General features: G+C 58.4%; 16 protein-coding genes. 12 read left to right on the plus strand and 4 right to left on the minus strand.

Translation table 11 applies throughout. The features are described from left to right. The first annotated feature begins 94 nt into the window (after positions 1 to 94). The gene (locus BRA471DRAFT_RS12005) at positions 95 to 817 is read left to right on the plus strand and encodes a DUF4396 domain-containing protein (protein WP_007607468.1); all 723 of its coding nucleotides are present in this window, start codon (positions 95 to 97) and stop codon (positions 815 to 817) included. 105 nt (positions 818 to 922) lie between these two features. Continuing rightward, the gene (locus BRA471DRAFT_RS40320) at positions 923 to 1,075 is read left to right on the plus strand and encodes an alpha helical protein (RefSeq protein WP_083843319.1); all 153 of its coding nucleotides are present in this window, start codon (positions 923 to 925) and stop codon (positions 1,073 to 1,075) included. Positions 1,076 to 1,951: 876 nt separating this feature from the next. Here BRA471DRAFT_RS40320 and BRA471DRAFT_RS12010 read toward each other — a convergent pair. Next, positions 1,952 to 2,992, minus strand: coding sequence for an AI-2E family transporter (locus tag BRA471DRAFT_RS12010; RefSeq protein WP_007607473.1), 1,041 nt, complete (start codon positions 2,990 to 2,992; stop codon positions 1,952 to 1,954). Positions 2,993 to 3,222: 230 nt separating this feature from the next. Here BRA471DRAFT_RS12010 and BRA471DRAFT_RS12015 point away from each other — a divergent pair, with 230 nt between their 5' ends. Continuing rightward, positions 3,223 to 4,449 (plus strand): FAD-binding domain, encoded by a 1,227-nt coding sequence (locus BRA471DRAFT_RS12015; protein WP_007607475.1) that lies wholly within the window; start codon positions 3,223 to 3,225, stop codon positions 4,447 to 4,449. 136 nt (positions 4,450 to 4,585) lie between these two features. Beyond that, positions 4,586 to 6,367, plus strand: a complete 1,782-nt coding sequence (locus BRA471DRAFT_RS12020) for a chloride channel protein (RefSeq protein WP_231171102.1) — start codon at positions 4,586 to 4,588, stop codon at positions 6,365 to 6,367. A gap of 57 nt (positions 6,368 to 6,424) precedes the next feature. On the opposite strand, the gene BRA471DRAFT_RS12025 is transcribed toward BRA471DRAFT_RS12020, so the two are convergent. Then, entirely contained in the window at positions 6,425 to 7,675 is a 1,251-nt protein-coding gene (locus BRA471DRAFT_RS12025; protein ID WP_007607479.1) for a sodium:proton antiporter, read from the minus strand. Positions 7,676 to 8,000: 325 nt separating this feature from the next. Between BRA471DRAFT_RS12025 and BRA471DRAFT_RS12030 the strand changes: the two genes are divergently transcribed. Then, complete coding sequence (locus BRA471DRAFT_RS12030) at positions 8,001 to 8,231, plus strand: hypothetical protein (RefSeq protein WP_007607481.1); 231 nt, start codon at positions 8,001 to 8,003, stop codon at positions 8,229 to 8,231. Between the two features lie 689 nt (positions 8,232 to 8,920). Here BRA471DRAFT_RS12030 and BRA471DRAFT_RS12035 read toward each other — a convergent pair. Together BRA471DRAFT_RS12035 and BRA471DRAFT_RS12040 are read right to left on the minus strand one after the other, a co-directional pair. Beyond that, positions 8,921 to 9,595, minus strand: coding sequence for a response regulator transcription factor (locus BRA471DRAFT_RS12035; RefSeq protein WP_007607484.1), 675 nt, complete (start codon positions 9,593 to 9,595; stop codon positions 8,921 to 8,923). Further along, positions 9,567 to 11,660, minus strand: coding sequence for an ATP-binding protein (locus BRA471DRAFT_RS12040; RefSeq protein WP_007607485.1), 2,094 nt, complete (start codon positions 11,658 to 11,660; stop codon positions 9,567 to 9,569). Before BRA471DRAFT_RS12040 ends, BRA471DRAFT_RS12035 begins: the two co-directional genes overlap by 29 nt. A 137-nt stretch (positions 11,661 to 11,797) precedes the next feature. Between BRA471DRAFT_RS12040 and BRA471DRAFT_RS12045 the strand changes: the two genes are divergently transcribed. From BRA471DRAFT_RS12045 to BRA471DRAFT_RS12080, 7 genes are all read left to right on the plus strand, one after another. Next, on the plus strand, positions 11,798 to 12,595 hold the full coding sequence (locus tag BRA471DRAFT_RS12045; RefSeq protein ID WP_007607486.1) for a Crp/Fnr family transcriptional regulator: 798 nt from the start codon (positions 11,798 to 11,800) through the stop codon (positions 12,593 to 12,595). A 390-nt stretch (positions 12,596 to 12,985) separates the two neighbouring features. Next, a complete protein-coding gene (locus BRA471DRAFT_RS12055) occupies positions 12,986 to 13,492 on the plus strand; it encodes a PRC-barrel domain-containing protein (protein WP_007607491.1) in 507 nt (168 codons plus the stop codon). Between the two features lie 170 nt (positions 13,493 to 13,662). Then, on the plus strand, positions 13,663 to 14,034 hold the full coding sequence (locus BRA471DRAFT_RS12060; RefSeq protein ID WP_007607493.1) for a hypothetical protein: 372 nt from the start codon (positions 13,663 to 13,665) through the stop codon (positions 14,032 to 14,034). A 2-nt stretch (positions 14,035 to 14,036) separates the two neighbouring features. Beyond that, on the plus strand, positions 14,037 to 14,294 hold the full coding sequence (locus BRA471DRAFT_RS12065; protein WP_007607494.1) for a DUF5985 family protein: 258 nt from the start codon (positions 14,037 to 14,039) through the stop codon (positions 14,292 to 14,294). After that, entirely contained in the window at positions 14,294 to 14,569 is a 276-nt protein-coding gene (locus BRA471DRAFT_RS12070) for a DUF5985 family protein (protein ID WP_007607495.1), read from the plus strand. Before BRA471DRAFT_RS12065 ends, BRA471DRAFT_RS12070 begins: the two co-directional genes overlap by 1 nt. A 660-nt stretch (positions 14,570 to 15,229) precedes the next feature. After that, entirely contained in the window at positions 15,230 to 17,494 is a 2,265-nt protein-coding gene (locus tag BRA471DRAFT_RS12075; protein ID WP_007607497.1) for a trehalose-6-phosphate synthase, read from the plus strand. Between the two features lie 164 nt (positions 17,495 to 17,658). Further along, positions 17,659 to 17,850 (plus strand): hypothetical protein, encoded by a 192-nt coding sequence (locus tag BRA471DRAFT_RS12080; RefSeq protein ID WP_007607498.1) that lies wholly within the window; start codon positions 17,659 to 17,661, stop codon positions 17,848 to 17,850. The last annotated feature ends 66 nt before the right edge of the window (positions 17,851 to 17,916 follow it).

The raw sequence follows: 17,916 nt of genomic DNA on the forward strand, positions 1-17,916 counted from the left end.
CGCTCCGCCCCGAGATGATCGTGGGAAACCACAAAGCTCGATTTGAACGAAGGCGATCTTCACAACGTTTCTTCTCCGAGAAAACGGAGGAGCCATGATACCAATTTGGCTAAGAGATATCGCGCTCGCTTGTCTGGGTGTCGGATTTGTCTGCGCGGTCATCATCGCGATCGACCTCACCCGCCATCCACAGCGTATGTGGATCATGAATGTCGTCTGGCCAGTGAACGGTCTGTTCGGCACCGTACTGACGTTGTGGCTGTACTACCGGTTCGGCCGGCTTGCGGCCCGGGATGCGACTGAGCAGAACAAGCACTCCGACAGCAAGAGGGAGACACCGTTTCCCGTCATGGTCGCGAAAGGTGCCATGCACTGTGGCGCCGGATGTACACTCGGGGACATCATCGCCGAGAGCCTTGTGCTCGCGTTTCCGGTGATCGCGATCTGGGCGGGATGGAAGAGTCTGTTTTCAGAGAAGATGTTCGCGATCTGGGTGGTGGATTACCTGTTCGCCTTCGTGCTCGGCGTCGCGTTCCAGTACTTCACGATCAAGCCGATGCGCGACTTGTCGCCAGGCGCGGGCGTCGTTCAAGCCGTGAAGGCAGACACTCTCTCGCTGACTGCGTGGCAAATCGGTATGTACGGATTTATGGCGATCGCGCAGTTTGCGATCTTCAGGAATCTCTTCGGGGTGAGGCTGGAGCCGTCGATGCCGGAGTTTTGGTTCATGATGCAGATCGCGATGCTTGCGGGCTTTTTCACGAGCTACCCAGTGAATTGGTGGCTTATAGAGGCCGGCGTGAAAGAACGCATGTAGGGGCAAGAGGGTGCTGCTTTGGCGACCCCGAACACAATTAGCAACTCTCTTCGCTCGCGACGCTTGGACCAAATGGGGCGCTCGCGCTCAACAGGGAGAAGTATCATGGCAGCGCATGCAGGTGAGACAGCCCAAGAGACTGGAGACTTCAGGTGTGAGCGATGTCATCAGGCCACTCACGTCACCAAAGGACACAAGATTCCGAAATGCCCGCATTGTGGAAGCACGAGCTTCGACACCCGGCGAAACGAGCCGTAGGTGCAACCTTCACTCGGAAGCAGGACGTCAACACAGCCAATCTTGCACCGTGATCGCCTCTCGAAGTCTTTCGAACGGCTGACGTACGTCCTGCAGAAATTCCACCATCTAGCGGCTTCTCCAACGAAAATTCGTCGTCGCCCGGCGCGGTTCTCCAATGATTGAATGCGCCGGGCACTTTTCTACACGCGCAGCGCGTCACCACCGATGGTGCGCACGGATCACGCCGTGATGGTGGTGCCGATAGTGCCGCGGCGCCCAGCCGTAGCTATGACGCCAAGGTTGCGCGCGCCGGACCGTATATCCCCACGGTCTCGGCGCGGACCAGCCGTAGCTATAGCGCCAGGGGCGCGGGCCCCAGGCGTATGGCCGCGGTCTCCAACCATAGCCACCCCAGTAAGGTGTGTAGGTGTAAGCCGGATAGTACCCACCGTAGCCGTAGGGGTATCTGTAGCCATAGTACGGCGGATATTCCTCATAATACGGGGTCGCAAAGGCTGAGCCAATCAAGGCTCCTGCCAGCAGGCCGGCGCCGATTCCCCAGCCGCCACGCCATCGAACCTGGGTCAGATTATCCTGCACTGCCGACGTGTGCTGCGTGGAGCTCGCGGCTGCCGAGAGCGGTGTCAGAGGCGCAGCCTGGCTACTGCTGACAGGAGAAATTGCGATCAGGCCGGTGAGAGAAAGGACAAGTGTGAGTCTCCGCATCTGTGGCTCCTGTAATTTCAGAATGCGGTCTCAACATCAGCCTGCAATCTTGGTTTCTCGGGTCAAGGGTTCGGGACACTATGTCGCGCCGATTGCCGGTCAGACACACGAGTGTACGACACCGTACCAACTCCGTGGCCTCCGCACCTTTTCAACAGTGTTCCTGAACTAGGCAGCCTGTTTACTCTCGCGCTCCAGGAAACCTTCGACATAGATCATGCGGACAGCAACGAGCAGAACGGCGATCAAGGGCGTGGCAACGATCAGTCCGATCAAACCGAAGAGAGTGCCAAGGATCGTTTGGGAAAGTATCGTCAGTGCGGGTGGCAGCGAGACAGTTCGTTTCTGAATCCATGGTGCGATGACATTTCCCTCCAACAGCTGGATCGTCAAAAACAAGAGAGCGACCCAAGCGGCAAGAGCAGGAGACTGTGCCAGAGCCACGAGGATCGCCGGCAGTGCGCCTGCAAGTGCCCCGATGTATGGCACGAAGTTCAGAAGGGCCGCCAGCAGGGCCAGTGATAGTGGCAAGGGCGAACCGATGAGGAGAAGGCCAAATCCGAGGAGCAGACCAACGATCAGCATGTCGACGAGTTGACCAAGAAACCAGAGCCTAAGCGTAGCACCGAGCTCTCCGGCAACTTCTCGGCCGCGAGGTCGCCAGGCCATTGGAAGCAAACGAAGCGAGCCTTCGAGATACAATTGGGGCGACGCAGCGAGGAATATCGCTGTCGCCGCCGTCACGACGAGAGTGCCACCTATGCCGAGAACGGAGCCAACGACGCCGGTGACGTAGCCTGTCAGGCCAGTGCGCAGAGACTTTCCGGCGATCTGCAACTGTTGAGCCAAAATCGAACCCCACGAGCTGTTTTGCAGTTCGCTCCAGATCCGCGCCAGTTGGGTTCTCAGTTGCTGGCTGATCTCGTCGGCCTGGATGAAAATGGCGCTGCCGCGCCACCACAGCAGCGCACCGAGTGCGAGCCCTGTCACAAGAATGACGGAAATCAAAGACGTGTATGGCCCGAGGCGCGTTACCCGACGGACCGCGTTGCTGGCGCCCCGCAAAACGCAAGCGATGACCACGGCGCTGAACAAGAGCAACAGTATGTCTCGAAGCAGCCAGACCGAGAGCGCGAGAAATAGAGCGATTGCGCTTACACGAAGGGTGCGCTCGATATGCCTCACATGGACAGTCAACTTGTCTTCCAATTCGTCTCCTTTGTCGGAACAGTCCAGATTCCGAAGCTCGACATTGAAGTTGCGCAGGCGAGACTACTCGGAACATCATCGCGGCGATCGCGTCGCGATGTATGTAATACTCTGTTGCGGCCTCAAATGTTCTTGTACGCAAGCGACTAATTCTCGTCCGAGGACCGCCGAAGCACCAGAGCGGGTCGGGCATCGTGTTGCTGATCGTCGTTCGTTTCTGAGGAGATGGCATGAACAGCGTTCTAATCTCCGGGGTTGGAATTGCCGGACCCGCGCTTGCCTATTGGTTGAAAGCAGCCGGCTTCCAGCCGACGCTCCTCGAGCGCGCCTCCGCTCTACGGAGCGGAGGCTATGTCATCGATTTTTGGGGGCTCGGCTACACCATCGCTGAACGGATGGGATTGATGCCGGAGATCAGTCGCGACGGCTACTACGCCCGAGAGTTTCGGATCGTAGATGAAGCTGGCCGTCGGCTGGCCGGCTTCGGTACCGACGTCTTCTCCGAGTTAACGAATGGACGATACGTTACTCTTCAGCGCAGTGACCTCTCGCGCATGCTGTTCGAACGGGCCAGCGGCGTCGAAACCATTTTCGGAGACGAGATCATTCTCGTCGAAGAGAAACCAGATTGCGTCGAAGTCCAACTGAAGCACGGCGGCAGGCGGAGGTTCGACCTTCTCGTCGGGGCAGACGGCCTGCATTCAGCCGTGCGCAATCTGGTCTTTGGACCACAGGCTCACTTCGAGCGGCGTCTGGGGTATATCGTGGCTGCCTTCGAAGCTCACGGCTATCGACCGCGCGACGAGGATGTGTACCTGATCTACGGTCAACCGGGCCGCATGGTAGGCCGCTTCACGCTGCGTGATGATCGCACCTTGTTTCTCTTGGTATTTGCCGAGCATCACTCAGTTTTGCCGGAAACGCCGGCCTCGCAAAAGGCGCTCCTTCGTGAAATCTATGGCGGAGATGGCTGGGAATGCGATCAGATGCTCGCCGAACTGGAGCGCGCCGGTGAACTCTATTTCGACGCCGTCAGTCAGATCAGGATGCCGAACTGGTCACGAGGTCGGGTGGCGCTCATTGGTGATGCCGCCTTCTGCGTCTCGCTCCTGGCAGGGCAGGGATCGGCGCTGGCGATGATTTCAGCTTATGTCTTGGCCGGTGAACTCGCCATGTCCGGTGGACGATATTTGGAGGCGTTTGCGGGATACGAGGCGCGGCTGAAGAGCTATATAGGCCGAAAACAGCGGGGTGCGGAGCGCTTTGCCGGGGCGCTGGCGCCGAGAACGCGTGTGGGAATGCTCTTCCGCAACGTCGTGGTCAGAAGTTTCTCGATACCGGGGCTGGCGAGGCTCGCAATTGGGCGGGACATCGCCGACGAACTGGAGCTTCCTGACTACCGCTGGGAGGGCACCATGAATCGACGGACAACCACTAAGGGCGTCCAATGGCGGTGACGTGGAGGCTCGGTGGGCGCGGATTGTCGCCATGCCTCTTGGCAGGAACCGCCTTTCGGAACCAGAGTTCATATCGGTGTCTGTGCGCAATAGTGGTCAAATGCCCTCGGTCCTGACTTACGGCACGCGAAAAGCCTTGATCGGCAGCAGCATCAAGCCGTTTGCTGAAGAGCGGAAGGTCAGCCTTCTCGTGCTTTGCGCGCTCGCCTTGGTGATTGGCGTCATGACCGGACTTGGCGCCGTCGGCTTTCGCGCGCTGATCGGCCTCGTGCACAACTTGTCTTACAATGGCAGGCTGAGCGTCGTTTACGACGCAAACGTCAGTGAGGGCCCCAGTCCTTTCGGCGACTTTGTTCTTCTTGCGCCTGTGATCGGCGGCCTCATCGTCGTTTTTCTCGTCCGGCGGTTCGCTCCAGAAGCAAAGGGACATGGCGTACCCGAAGTGATGGACGCCATATTCTACAAGCGCGGCAAAATTCGGGGTACGGTAGCTTTGATAAAGGCGCTGGCGTCCGCAATATCGATCGGAAGCGGCGCCGCCGTCGGGCGCGAAGGCCCTATCATTCAGATAGGCTCAGCCCTTGGCTCAGCCTTTGCTCAATTCATCGGGCTCTCGACCCGGCAGAGGATCACGCTGCTGTCCGCGGGCGCGGGCGCGGGCATTGCCGCAACCTTCAATACTCCGCTGGGCGGCGTGCTGTTTGCTCTGGAAATTCTTCTGCCGGAAGTTTCAAACCGGACATTCCTCCCAGTCGTCGTGGCCACGGGGGCTGCGACGACGATCGGGCGCATCCTGATCGGTCCGGACCCGGCCTTTTCGGTTCCGGATGTGCAATTCAGCATGGTCGCATCCTTCAATGCGCAGGAAGCTCTCGCATTTGTCCTGCTTGGCTTGTTGTCTGGAGCGGCAGCCTGGGCGTTTATCCGTCTGCTCGTCTTCATGGAAGACGGGTTTCCGAAGCTGTCTGGCAACGAGTATGTTCAAAATATCATCGGCATGTCGTCAATCGGCCTGATGATGGTGGTGCTCACCCATGCCTTTGGCCACTCCTACGTCGACGGCGTCGGCTACTCCGTCATTCAGGAGATACTGGACCACAAGATGACGGCGGCGGGGTTACTGGCGCTGCTGTTCGTGCTGAAGCTGTTGGCAACGACGGTCAGCCTCGGCTGCGGGGCGTCGGGCGGGATCTTCTCGCCATCGCTTTACCTTGGCGCCACGCTGGGGGCCGCCTTTGCCGCTGCAACCAATCCAATCCTGCCTCATTCAGGGCTAACGCCATCTTCGGCCGCGATCATTGGAATGGCGGCCATCGTCGGTGCAGGTACGGGCGGCGTCATGACTGCGATCGTGATGGTCTTCGAGATGACCCGCGATTACGCAATCATCGTTCCGGTGATCGTTGCGGTGGCGTTGGCTGCAGGCGTCAGGCGTGCACTCGTCAACGAGACGATCTACACGATCAAGCTGCGCCACCGCGGGCACCGCATTCCGAAGGAGCGGCATATCAACCTCTATCTGGTGAAGCAGGCCCAGGACATCATGGAGAGGCGCTTTATCGTCGCCGGAGTAGGAACGACACTAAAACAGGCTATGGCTGCGGAAGATATCGATGATGCACTTCCTATCGTGGTTGAGCGCGAAGGCCGAATTGTCGGGCTGATCCCACCACGTTCCGGCTTATGGGCGGAGTCGCAATCGAACCCAGCTCTCATGGTCGAGCAATTCGTCGAGCGGCGAATGGTCATTTGCCGAGATCAGGACCTTTTAAGCTTGGTGTTTGCCAGGTTGAAGCGCCATCGGGCCGGCGCGGCAATTGTTGTCCGCTCTGCCTCGCGCCCGCGCGTGAACGATATCGTTGGCGTCCTCACCAAACGCGTGATCGCCGATGCCGTCATCGACAGCTATGAGGATTGATCCGTTCAAAAATGAGGCGCTTGTCGCCTGCGCTTGAAGGGTCATTGGAGACGAGACCTATTGTCCGACAGTCCGCTTTGCCACCCAGGCTAGAGTCGAGCCTTGAATGATGATGCTGAACAGGACGACCGCATAGGTTGAGGCGAGCATGGCGGCCTTGGCCGGGCTATCCGGGATTGATAGGGCGAGTGCAACTGAAATCCCGCCTCGAACGCCCGCCCAGGTGAGAAAGGGCGCGTTGCGCAGGGAAAGCAGCTGAGTCCATCCGAACAAAAACGGTTGGACTGAAACGGAGACAAACCGGGCGAAGAGAACGACTGGAATTGACGCTGCCGCCAGGCCAAGGCTGCGAAGATCAAAGCGCAGTATCAAGGTCTCGAGCCCGATAAGCAGAAAAAGGACGGAATTGAGGATTTCGTCGATGAGGGTCCAGAGCGCGAAGAGATATCCTTGTGTCCGCTCGCTCATCGCATATCGCGGTCCTCGGTCGCCGATGAGGAGGCCTGCGGCGACCATGGAGAGCGGCCCGCTGACGTGCAGATGTAACGCAAGTGCGTATGTTCCGGTGACGAGCGCGAGAGAGATTAGTACCTCTATGGCGTAGTCGTCGATGAGCCGCATCGCGCGATACGCAACATAGCCAGTCAACAAGCCCAGCACTATTCCGCCACCAGCTTCGCGAACAAGTAACTCAGCGACATCGGCAGCCGAAACCTGAGCGCCGTCTCCGGTGCTCGCAAAGCGAAGCATGATCGTGAACAGAACAATCCCGACGCCGTCGTTGAACAATGCCTCGCCTTCCGTCTCGATCTGCAGCTCTTTCGGCACTTTGGTGTTGCGAAGCGTACTCAGGACAGCAACGGGGTCAGTCGGGCTGATCAATGCGCCGAACACGAATGCCCAAGCCAACGATACGGGTAGGTTCACAAGGCCGCAGACGAACCAGAACATCAGGCCTACGAGGACGGTTGAGATCGAGGTGCCGAGAACGGCCAGAATAAATACCGGAATGGCGCGGCTTCTGAGTGTGTCCAGATCTACGTGCAACGCGCCGGCGAACAGCAGAAATGCAAGCATTCCGTTGACGACGACTTCGGTAAAGTCGATCTGTCGGAGTCCGTCGGCAAGTTGGTTTAGCAGATGAGCCGTCGGAACCGCTGCATCCAGACCGATCATCAGCAGCGACGTCAGGACACTCATCAAAAGAAGACCTACGCTGCGGGAGAGCGGCAGGAACTTGTGATTGAGCCAGCCGAAGGCGGCAGACAATGTGAGCAGAACGGCAGCAATATCCATCAGCGAAAGCACGGCAGGCTCCCATGTGCTCTGGCGAGAGTGCCTGTTCACTCCCTTCCGTTAAGGCCGCTGTTCGCTCTAGCCGGTGAGGGTAGTGCGTTCGAGATAGCGACTTTTGAGACGTGAATAAGCAAAAAACAACTTCGGCAGTTCCTGCGGGACATCTAAGCGGATTGGGATAAGCCTCAATTCCAAGCACCTCTCAGCGGCGGGGGCAGCTATCCATTTTCTGCATCTGCGGCGAAAGATCGCGACGACGATTGTCAGTATCGTCGTTCACTCCGCATTCATTGGACCGACATAGAAGTGCGGAGGGGGCGTACGACAAGGAAAAACTATGAAGAAAATCGCCTATGGATTTGCGGCCGCTGCTTTGCTTGCGGGCACTCAGTTCTTGGTTCCTGCCAATGCGATGATGGCGCCACCGGTCGGCGCCGCGGCAACATCCGAGACGATGCAGGCTGGCTATCACTATCATCATCCTCGGAGGGTCTGCACCGTGCGGACCGTAGTCAAGCGCGGCTATCATGGTCGGCGTATCGTCAAGCACGTGCGCGTCTGCCGATAAACGCGAACTTGGAGGGCCGTCGATCGAGGCGGCCCTCACCTTGCATAAGAGCAATCTTCGCGCAGTGAGATGGGTGCGCGGCACACTACATCGGAAGCTGACGCTCAAGAGTCCGGGAAAATCGACGTGCCGCGATCTTCAGCGCTGCGACACAAAGAGCCGTAAACAACATACCGAGGATCAGGAGCACCACGACTGTATCCATGATCAAACGAGTTCCTGCAAAGGATCGGGACGATGAATCCGACCCCGTCATTCCTCGATGTCGGTTGCCACACGCCTATTGCCGTCAAGCAATCGCGTATGCCGAGAACAGGAGACAGGTGAGGTAGATGCAAGCGAGGCAAATGCCCGCGGTTCTCGCCGTGCGGGCATCTAGCCGCGAGCTCGTCCGAGTGGCGAGCCCGGGCAGTTTCTCATACTGTGCAAAGAGCTGGCGACCGGGACGTCCTCGGAAAAGTACATTTCTCATGTATGCCTCCAAACAACCATGATCCGTCCAATACGTGCGGAATGCAGAAGCCGGAAAGAACGGTGTTCCGGCCGGCGATTCGCGTTGGTTCTCTCGTCCGCTTCATGGAAGATAATGGACGGCGTCCCATCGGGCAGTCAGGAGATGAGCGGGGCTTGTCGGGATAATCCTGACGTCCTCATGCCACGCGGGGCCGTTTGGCCCACCTACTTCCCGCTCAAACTTGATCCGCACTCTTTCCCGAATGACTCAACCAGCCAAGGGCCACGCCGTAGCGCACGATGTCGGCACGCGTGAAGAGTCCGAGCTTTTCGACCGCCCTGGCCTTGTAAGTTTCGACGGTCTTGATGCTGATGCTTAGCTGATTGGCAATTTCCTTGTTGCTGAAGCCTTGTGCGATGAATCTGAGAACCTCACTCTCGCGCGGTGTCAGCTCGCCGGCTGTGGAAGCGCCGGAAGACGAGTGGGCGCCCTGCGCGGATGGAAGTGCTTTCTCCGCAATTGCGGGATCCAGATACAAACCACCTCCAGCGATCGCGCGAACTGCGCGCTCGAGCTCGTCGGCCGCGGAGCGCTTCAGCAGATAGCCGCGAGCTCCCGCTTGCAGCATCGGTTGAACGTAGGCGTGATCCTCGTGCACGGTCAGCGCCAGAAGACGAACTTGAGGAAGCTGCGTCGCCAGGGTGCGAGCAACTTCAAGGCCACTGATACCGGGCAGTGAAATGTCCAGGATGGCAATATCCGGTGTGGCCTTGCGAATGACCTCAAGGGCGGCCTGTCCATCCGTTGCTTCCCCGACGATCTCAATGTCCTGCACATCCTGAAGCAACGCCTTCATTCCGGCCAGAACAAGTGGATGATCGTCAGTCAACGTGATCCGGATCGGGCACATAGCCCATCTCCTCTATTGGCACCGGTATTCTCATGAAAAGAGAGGTGCCGTGGCCGGGTTCAGATTCGATCGCCAAAGATCCACCGAGCAGCGTGAGGCGCTCCTCGATGACGGACAGGCCCAATTTTGCGTGGCGGCTCTCACCCTGCGAGAATTCCTGAAAGTCGAAGCCGTTCCCGTCGTCTTCGACGACGATCCTAAGCTCAGCTGTGCGTCGGTCGATGACCACGCTGACGTTTCGAGCTTGCGCGTGTTTGACCACGTTGTTCACGGCCTCCTGGACGGCGCGGTAAACCGCGATTTCGACGTCCTGGCCGAGACGATCTCTTCTGCCCAGAGGCTGAAAATCGACGCTGATCCCGAACCGGCGCCGGATCTCTGCGCAGAATGCCTCCAGCGCCTTGTAAAGGCCCAGGTCGTCAAGGGCAGTCGGGCGCAGGTCAGAGGCGATTTGATGGATATCGCGCCCAATCCCTCTCGCGAGTCCTTGCAGCCAATTGAGCCTCTCCAATCCGAGCTTGCGTTTGGGGCTCGTGCCCAGAAGCGGCTCCAGGTTCTTCAGACCGAGAAGGAGACCTGTGACCGTCTGGCCGATCTGATCGTGAAGCTCTCTTGCGATTCTACGGCGTTCATTTTCTTCCGCTTCGGAAAGACGTCGAAGCAGTTGCTGTCGCTCCAGCTCAGCTCGCTTGGTCTCGTCGATATCCAGAATGACGCCATATACGACGTCCAAGTTCTTATCATCGATGCGAGACAGCCGTCCGCTGGCCCGCAGCCACCGGCTGTGAGGGGGAGCGGTCCGGAAATCTGCAATCGCCACGTTTCCCGAACGGCAACTCAGCAAGGAAGCCTCAAAGTTCCGCTGGTCGGCGGGATCAATACAGCTCAGTATCCGATCCATCGGAAGGATCGTATCTCCTTCGGAGCGCGAACCGTCTATCCGGAGCATCTCCCGGGCGCGGGGCGACACGATCGCTTCTCTGCTCGCAAAATCACAGCTGAACACGCCGAGATCTGCGGCATCGATCGTCAGCCTCCGTCGCTCTTCACTTGCGCTGAGTGCCAATGCTGCCTGCGCCTCTTGCTCGCGCCGGCGAAGCGAAATGTCGCGTATGGTGTACCAGGCCAAAGTCAGAGCCAAGACGAAGCTCAATACCCCACCCCCGGCAAGGAAAATGGCTGAGCGCTGGACGGGACCATTCAGTTCCTGCGTCGGTATTCCGAAATGGACCGACCATCCGCTGGTTCCGGGGATGACTTTGTAGATCGAGTCGACTTGTTCGCCGGCAGGGGTGGTTTTGACGTAGCTTCCTTCTGGCGCTGAGGCTATCGCCTGGCGGACCGTAGCGCTGGCAGATTGTCCGAGTTCGGATTGTTCACCGAAGGTGCGGGCGACGATGTTCCCCTTGGCATCGACCACGAAACCCACCCAGCCGGCCGGAGCTCCTGCGCTCTTCAAAATCTGGCTTATTGCATCGGGCACCAGGGCCACCGTGAGTACAAACTTCAATTGTCCATCGCGCTCAACGGGGGCCCTGACCGCCACCACGCGTTTGCCGGTGATGGGACCACGCGGCCCAATTCCGCCGATCGCCGGCTTTCTCGTTTTCAGGATCTGTTCGAAGTTCTCTCGGTCGGCGGTGGCGCGCATCCCATCTCCGAGTGGACGGCTGACATCAAGCACCTGATTCCCGTCAGGATCGACGAGCTGAATCGTCTGCCAAAGAGGACGTGCTTCGTTGACACGCGTCGCTTCGCGATAGAACGCGTCAAGGTCCGGCTTGTCGAGTGTTGCGGAAGCCGCGACGGTCTCGGCGATCTCGAGCTGGAGGCTGATCTCGGAGGCAAGCCGGTTGACGACGCTATCGAGCGTCTCCACGGCGGCAGCCTGAGAGCCCCTGCGCTGCTGCTGCGCGTTCAGGAAAACGACCCAACCCGCAAAAAGCGCAAGAGGCATCGCTGCCGCGATGAAGACGAGGATCAAGGGGCGGCGGGCTGCGCGCCGGGAGATTGAGGTGGGCGCCTCCATGCGGGTGGGTATCAAATGAGACAGCAAAACGCCCACGTGCTGGCACTTCCTCGATGTTTCTGGTTCTTGTCAGGTTTTTCCCGACACTTCTATCGGTCACCCTGACTCCCAGGATCGCTCGATCCATCCCATCGTACAGGCAATCATTGTAGCGGTCTAGAATTGGGCTTGACATGGAACATTCTTCATCGCCACTGCGGTTGATCGAAAATGAATTCAACCCGAAGCGGCTTGGTTTGGACGAGCCCTTCTGCGGGACTAGCCGCAACGAACTCGTCTCCCGACTGTCGGCTTCATCGCAGTGCCGTTTGCTCGAAAGCTGCGAGACGGTGTCTCTGAACAAAGGACAAATTCTCTACGATCGCGGCACTCCTCTTCGCCATGCCTACTTCATCGAGTCCGGCGGGTGTTCTGTCACGACCCGTGCGGGCGACTGCCTGCCGGTCGAGATCCATACGCTCGGGATGAAGGATTTTGTCGGCGTGCCGTTGGTCCTGGGCATGCACGTTTCGCCGCACCGCTGCAGCGTGAGAGTGCCGGGCCAGGCGCTTCGGATCCAGTCCGATCAGCTGATTTCTTTGATCAAGAGTGACGTCGAGCTTGAAAAGATGCTTTTAGGCTATGTTCAGGCGATCCTGATTCACAGTTCGCAGCTATCAGCCTGCAATTCCAGGCACACGCTGCACCAGCGCCTCGCCCGGTGGCTCCTGGTTGCCAGCGACAGGCTCGGGTCTCGCGAGATACCTTTCACGCATAGTTACATAGCCAATGCTCTCGCGGTCCGGCGCGCCGGCGTTACGGTCGCTCTCGGGAGTATGATGCGCGACGGAGTGATTGGATGTCGCAGGGCGGGGATCGTCGTCATGGACGAGGCCAGGCTGAAAGCGATGTCTTGCGATTGTCAGGGGATCATCCTGTCGGCGCACAACCGTCCTTGTGCGGTGCCGCCCCTCCGAATTGCATATTCGTGAACGCGATTCCCTACTGCCGTTAAGTCGGCTGTACGGCAGCCAACAGAGTCCAGATATTCTTGAAGCAATAGAGGCGGAGATGTCATCGCAAGAAGTCCGGATCCGAACCGATACCGAAGTTCTGGTGGGGGCCTTGGAGGAGGCGCAAAGGCTTCTTGCCGCTTACGAGAACCCTTGCTGCAATCGCACCAGGGACGACATTATCGCTATGGTCGAGTTCATCATATGCAACCCTTCCGTGACACGTGCAATGCTTCATCAAAAGATGCGCAGCCGCCTCAAGCTGGTCGGATAAGTCTCGTGCGGGAGCGTACATTCGCATTCAGGAAAACGAAACTTGCGAGCGTGCGATGAGTTGACGATGATCCAACAGAAGTAGGAGCAATCGTCATGAAGATATCACTTTGCATTCTTGCCTCCGCGATGCTGCTGGCTACGCCGGTCATGGCGCAGTCGTCCCAGAACAACGCGACGACCGCGGCGCCCAACGTGCAGCCGGCTGCCTCGACCGCCTCCATGCACAAGGAAGGTGAATGGCGTGCATCGAAACTCGTTGGCGTGAACGTCTATAACAACAACAACGAGAAGATCGGCGACATCAATGATCTGATCCTGGATTCCAGCGGGCGGGTTGCCAACGTGGTGATCGGAGTGGGAGGATTCCTTGGAATGGGCGAGCACAACGTCGCCGTAACGTTCGATCAGCTCAAATTCGCCAAAGAACCGGTGAAGACCGTGTCCAGCGATGGCGCTGGAAAGACCGGCAATGCCGGTTCGACGAGCACGACGGGAAGCGCATCAACGTCGGCCCAGCGAAGCGATAATTGGTATCCGGATCACGTGGTGCTGAACGCCAACAAGGATCAGCTGAAGAAGATGCCCGAATTCAAGTACTGAGCCGATTTCGGTCCCTATTTCCAGCATGCTTATCGGCGGTGTCATCTGAGATGACGCCGCCTTTTCCAGTTGCATTTGATCCGGTCGGCTTAGATTTGTGGCAGAGGAAAAGCAGTCTTGAATTTCTGCATTGAATCGATCAGCTTGCGTGCCGCTGGCTGAGGTCGACGATGTCTGATGAAGCACTGCCGGAAGAGGTAGAGGAGCTTGTCCGACGCTACATTCGCTCTGTGGCGCAGCTCGAAGCCCTTTTGTTCTTCCACAAGCGGCCCGGCGAGCGCTTCGACGTGGAGTCGCTCGCTGCACGCCTTTACGCGGGCAAGATCGAGATGGCCGATGCTCTAGCGTCCCTGAGGAAGGATGGCTTCCTCGACGGCGAGGCGGGGATCTATGCGTTTGCGCCGCGGCCCGAATTGCGGCCAGTGGTCGATAGCTTGGCCTTGGCGTATTCGCGGCATTTGATCCCAATCACACATATCATCCACAACAGCCCACACCGCATCCAGGCATTTTCAGATGCCTTCAGGATTCGAAAGGATTAGTCATGGCTGCGGTGATTTACACACTTTGCGCGATCACGAGCGGCTTTTGTGCATGGCTGCTCATTCGGGCATATATCGGTAACAGGTCGAAGTTGCTCCTATGGAGCGCCGTCTGCTTCGCGGGTCTGACTTTCGAAAATGCTGCTCTCTGGATCGATAAGATCGTATTTCCTCAAGTTGATCTTTCCGCCGTGCGTCTATCGATCGGCCTGTTCGCCATGACGGTCCTGCTTATCGGCATGATCTGGGAGGCCGACTGATGGACCATTTGAATCCCGTTCTTTCAGGTGCGACGGCATTCGCATCGCTCCTGGCGAGCATATATTTCCTGAAGTTTTGGCGTAAGACGGGCGACACCTTTTTCCTGCTCTTTGCGGCTGCGTTTGTGATCGACGCCGTCGCGAGATTTGTCCTGGCTGTGGTGCAAGTGACGAATGCGAGCGAGCCGGTGTACTTCATCCCGCGCCTGATCACATTCGGTCTGATTGCGCTTTCGATCGTCGGGAAGAACGCACTGCCGAAGAAGCGCAAGTGAAGCGCGAATTCAAGAGGCGCTGACTTGCAAGATTACTCGGGGTGCAACCGTACAACCGGTTTCGCGCTTTGAACGACGGGCAGGGGAATCGACCACCGACCTTGCCCGGGACGGATGGACAGGTCATGCCGTCAGGAGAGGCGGACCCCAGCCGAGGAACGCTGGGATTCCAACTCCCGCCGCGCGCTAATTCACCCGCACGTTGGCGGGCTGCTGTGTGGGACAGGAGTGATCTTCGGCAGAGCGCGCACAGCTTGCTACGTGACGAAACACGGTACAGTTCTGTACAATAGCAGCCGATCTGCCCCGCTGCCGCTTGCCCGCGGGCGACCTCCGAAGGATATTGCGCAGGGGGCTTTCATGATCAGCAAATCGAATCAAACGGCACTCAATGTCTTTCCGCAAGCGTACTGCCTGTCTTGCGAGGAAAAGACGCCGCATCGGCATGAACGGTTGGCAATCCACGGTACGCAAATGGCACGTGCGACTTGTCTCACCTGCAACAACGAGCGTACGGGCTTTGAGGAGGGGAAGCGGCTCGCCAATCCGAGCTAACAGCAGCCGTCCTTTGGTCTGGTATATGTTCGCTCACTACCGCTTAGCGCAATCGGCAGTGCCCAATGCGCCGCGAGAGCTGCGCCTGCTAGACGGCTCGAGCAAATGCCTGCGGACGGTCGGGGTAGCTCCGGAGTGACCCCGATATCGTACAAGGAGTTCTTCCGCTATGGCATTTTCGGCCTGGCGGTAGCCGCAATCGTGGCGTTCGGTATCTCGCCATTTACCGGAGGAATCGTACAGCAGTGGTCGCGAAGCGATGTTGAAGCCAGATCCAAGCTGGTCTTCAACGCCATCCAGCCGTTGCTTAGTCGTGATGTGGAAGACCAGGCCTGGGACCGGCTCTCGGACCTTTTCAAGAGAGTGGCGCTCGACAAGAAGATTCTCGCGGTTGGATTTTGTGATCCGGAAGGCTCGTTGCTCGCGCCAACACCGGAGATGCCGGCGAGCTTCTCCTGCGAAAAGTCGGCCAAATCCGAGAACGAGAGTTTCGCAAGCATCGCCAGCGGCGGGCGACGAATTCTCGTAGCTGCGTTTCCGATCTCGAGTAGCCGAGGTCGTTCCTACCTCGTCATTCTAACCGACCTCAGCTTCGCGGCGGCCAGGTCCAGCCAGGTGCTGGCGTATCTGCTTGCCGCGCTTGCCGGCGTCGTTCTGGTCCTGACCGTTGGCACGATCATTTTCGCCGTCCTCATGATGCGCGGCTGGATGAAGGCATTGCGACGCGCGGTCGAGGAGGTCCGTCGAGGTGCTCAGGGAGTGCCACTCCAACTCGGTGGCTCGTCTATTGATCGAGAAATTCACAAGCTCTTGCGTAGCGCCGAACAAGTTACGTTTACAAGCCAGATCGATTGGACGCCGAAATCGCTTCAGGAGGTGCTGCAAAGCGTCCTCCCGGGGGCCGAAGTTCTCGTCCTTTCCAATCGGGAGCCCTACATTCACAACACTTCGGAAGCGGGGACTGTGGTGCAGCGGCCGGCGAGTGGATTGGTCTCGGCCCTGGAGCCGATCATGCGTGCCTGCGGTGGCACTTGGATCGCACACGGCAGCGGCAGCGCCGATCGGGAGACCGTCGACGACCACGATAGGCTCCGCGTCCCCGAGGCAGCCCCGGCCTACACGCTTCGGCGCATCTGGATCTCTGAGAAAGAACAGGACGGATATTACTACGGTTTTGCCAATGAAGGGCTCTGGCCATTGTGCCATATCGCTTTCGTGCGCCCTACGTTCAGGTCCAGCGACTGGCAAATGTATCGGCAGATCAACCAGCGCTTTGCCGATGCAGTCGTTGCCGAGGCGCGCGCCGAGGACCCCATTGTGCTGGTCCAGGACTATCACTTCGCGCTTGCTCCAAGAATGATCCGTGAGCGCCTGCCCAGGGCGACGATCATAACTTTCTGGCACATTCCGTGGCCGAATGCGGAAACCTTCAGCATCTGCCCATGGAAGGCGGAGATTATCGAAGGATTGCTCGGCAGCACCATTGTTGGATTTCATACCCAATTTCACTGCAACAACTTCATCGAGGGTGTGGATCGCTTCTTGGAGAGCAGGATCGATCGCGAAGTGCAGGCAGTCAGCCTTGGAGGACATGAGACCAGAATACGTCCTTATCCCATCTCGATCGAATGGCCGCCAAGGGAACTGGAAAAGCTACCACCTCCCACGGAATGCCGATCTAGCATCCTCGCCCAGTTCGGATTGGCGGAGGATACGAGGCTGATCGTAGGCGTTGAGCGATTCGATTACACCAAAGGCATTCTTGATCGCATGCGGGCCGTAGACGCGCTTTTGTCGCGAAATCCGGCCTGGACAGATCGGCTTGCCTTCATCCAGGTCGCAGCACCGACGCGCAGCAAACTCAACGCGTACTCGAAGCTCCAGGCTGAAGCGGAGGCGCTCGCTGCCGAAATTAACGAGCGGCACCGCGGTCGCCAACCCTTGATGCATTTGGTCGCGCGGCACTACGAGCCGTCAGACGTGTTCCGGCTGTTCAGAGCGGCCGATGCCTGCGTCGTCAGCAGCCTGCATGACGGAATGAACCTCGTCGCGAAGGAGTTCGTTAGCTCGCGAGAAGACAACGCTGGGGTCCTTATCTTGTCGAGCTTCACCGGGGCGTCACGAGAATTATCCGAGGCTCTCATCGTCAATCCCTATGACACCGAAGAAATAGCATCGGCTATCGAGCTTGCACTTACAATGCCAATCGAGGAGCAGGCCGAGCGCATGAAGCTCATGCGACAGCAGGTCAAGGAGCATAACGTCTATCGCTGGGCAGGCACGATGCTGGTGGACGCAGCGAGAAGTCGCACCCGCGAGCGGGTTCTTGGCCTGGCCACCAAGGCCGGTCATGGCGTGAAGCAGATCTGAGCGAGCTCTCCAAATGCCGATTTTTCAACAAACACCGTACTGAAGCGTACCGTTCCCTCTTTCCACGGCGAATAGCTCGCTGGCACTCTTGTCGTTCGCGAGCTGTTGCCTTGGGCATGTGGACTTGGGCATGTGGACTTGGGCATGTGGAAAGGAAGGCGGAAATGGACATCCTGATCGGAGCTGTCATGATCGCAGCTGCAGGCGTCCTGATTTTCATTGGGCTCCCGAGTCGCGCTGGCGATCATCCAAAATTCCTGCGCTTCGAAGCCGCTCTGGTTCTGTACCCTCCAGTCATTCTGTCGTTTCTGGGCCTTGGCGCCGCGGCGCTGATTTCAGGCCTGCTCACCAGATAGTCGCCTTTCGAGCCATGAGACGGCTCTCAAAATCCGCCGGAAAATGCGGTCCGTCAGCCGCGGAGG

This window comes from Bradyrhizobium sp. WSM471 (assembly GCF_000244915.1).
GTDB lineage: Bacteria > Pseudomonadota > Alphaproteobacteria > Rhizobiales > Xanthobacteraceae > Bradyrhizobium.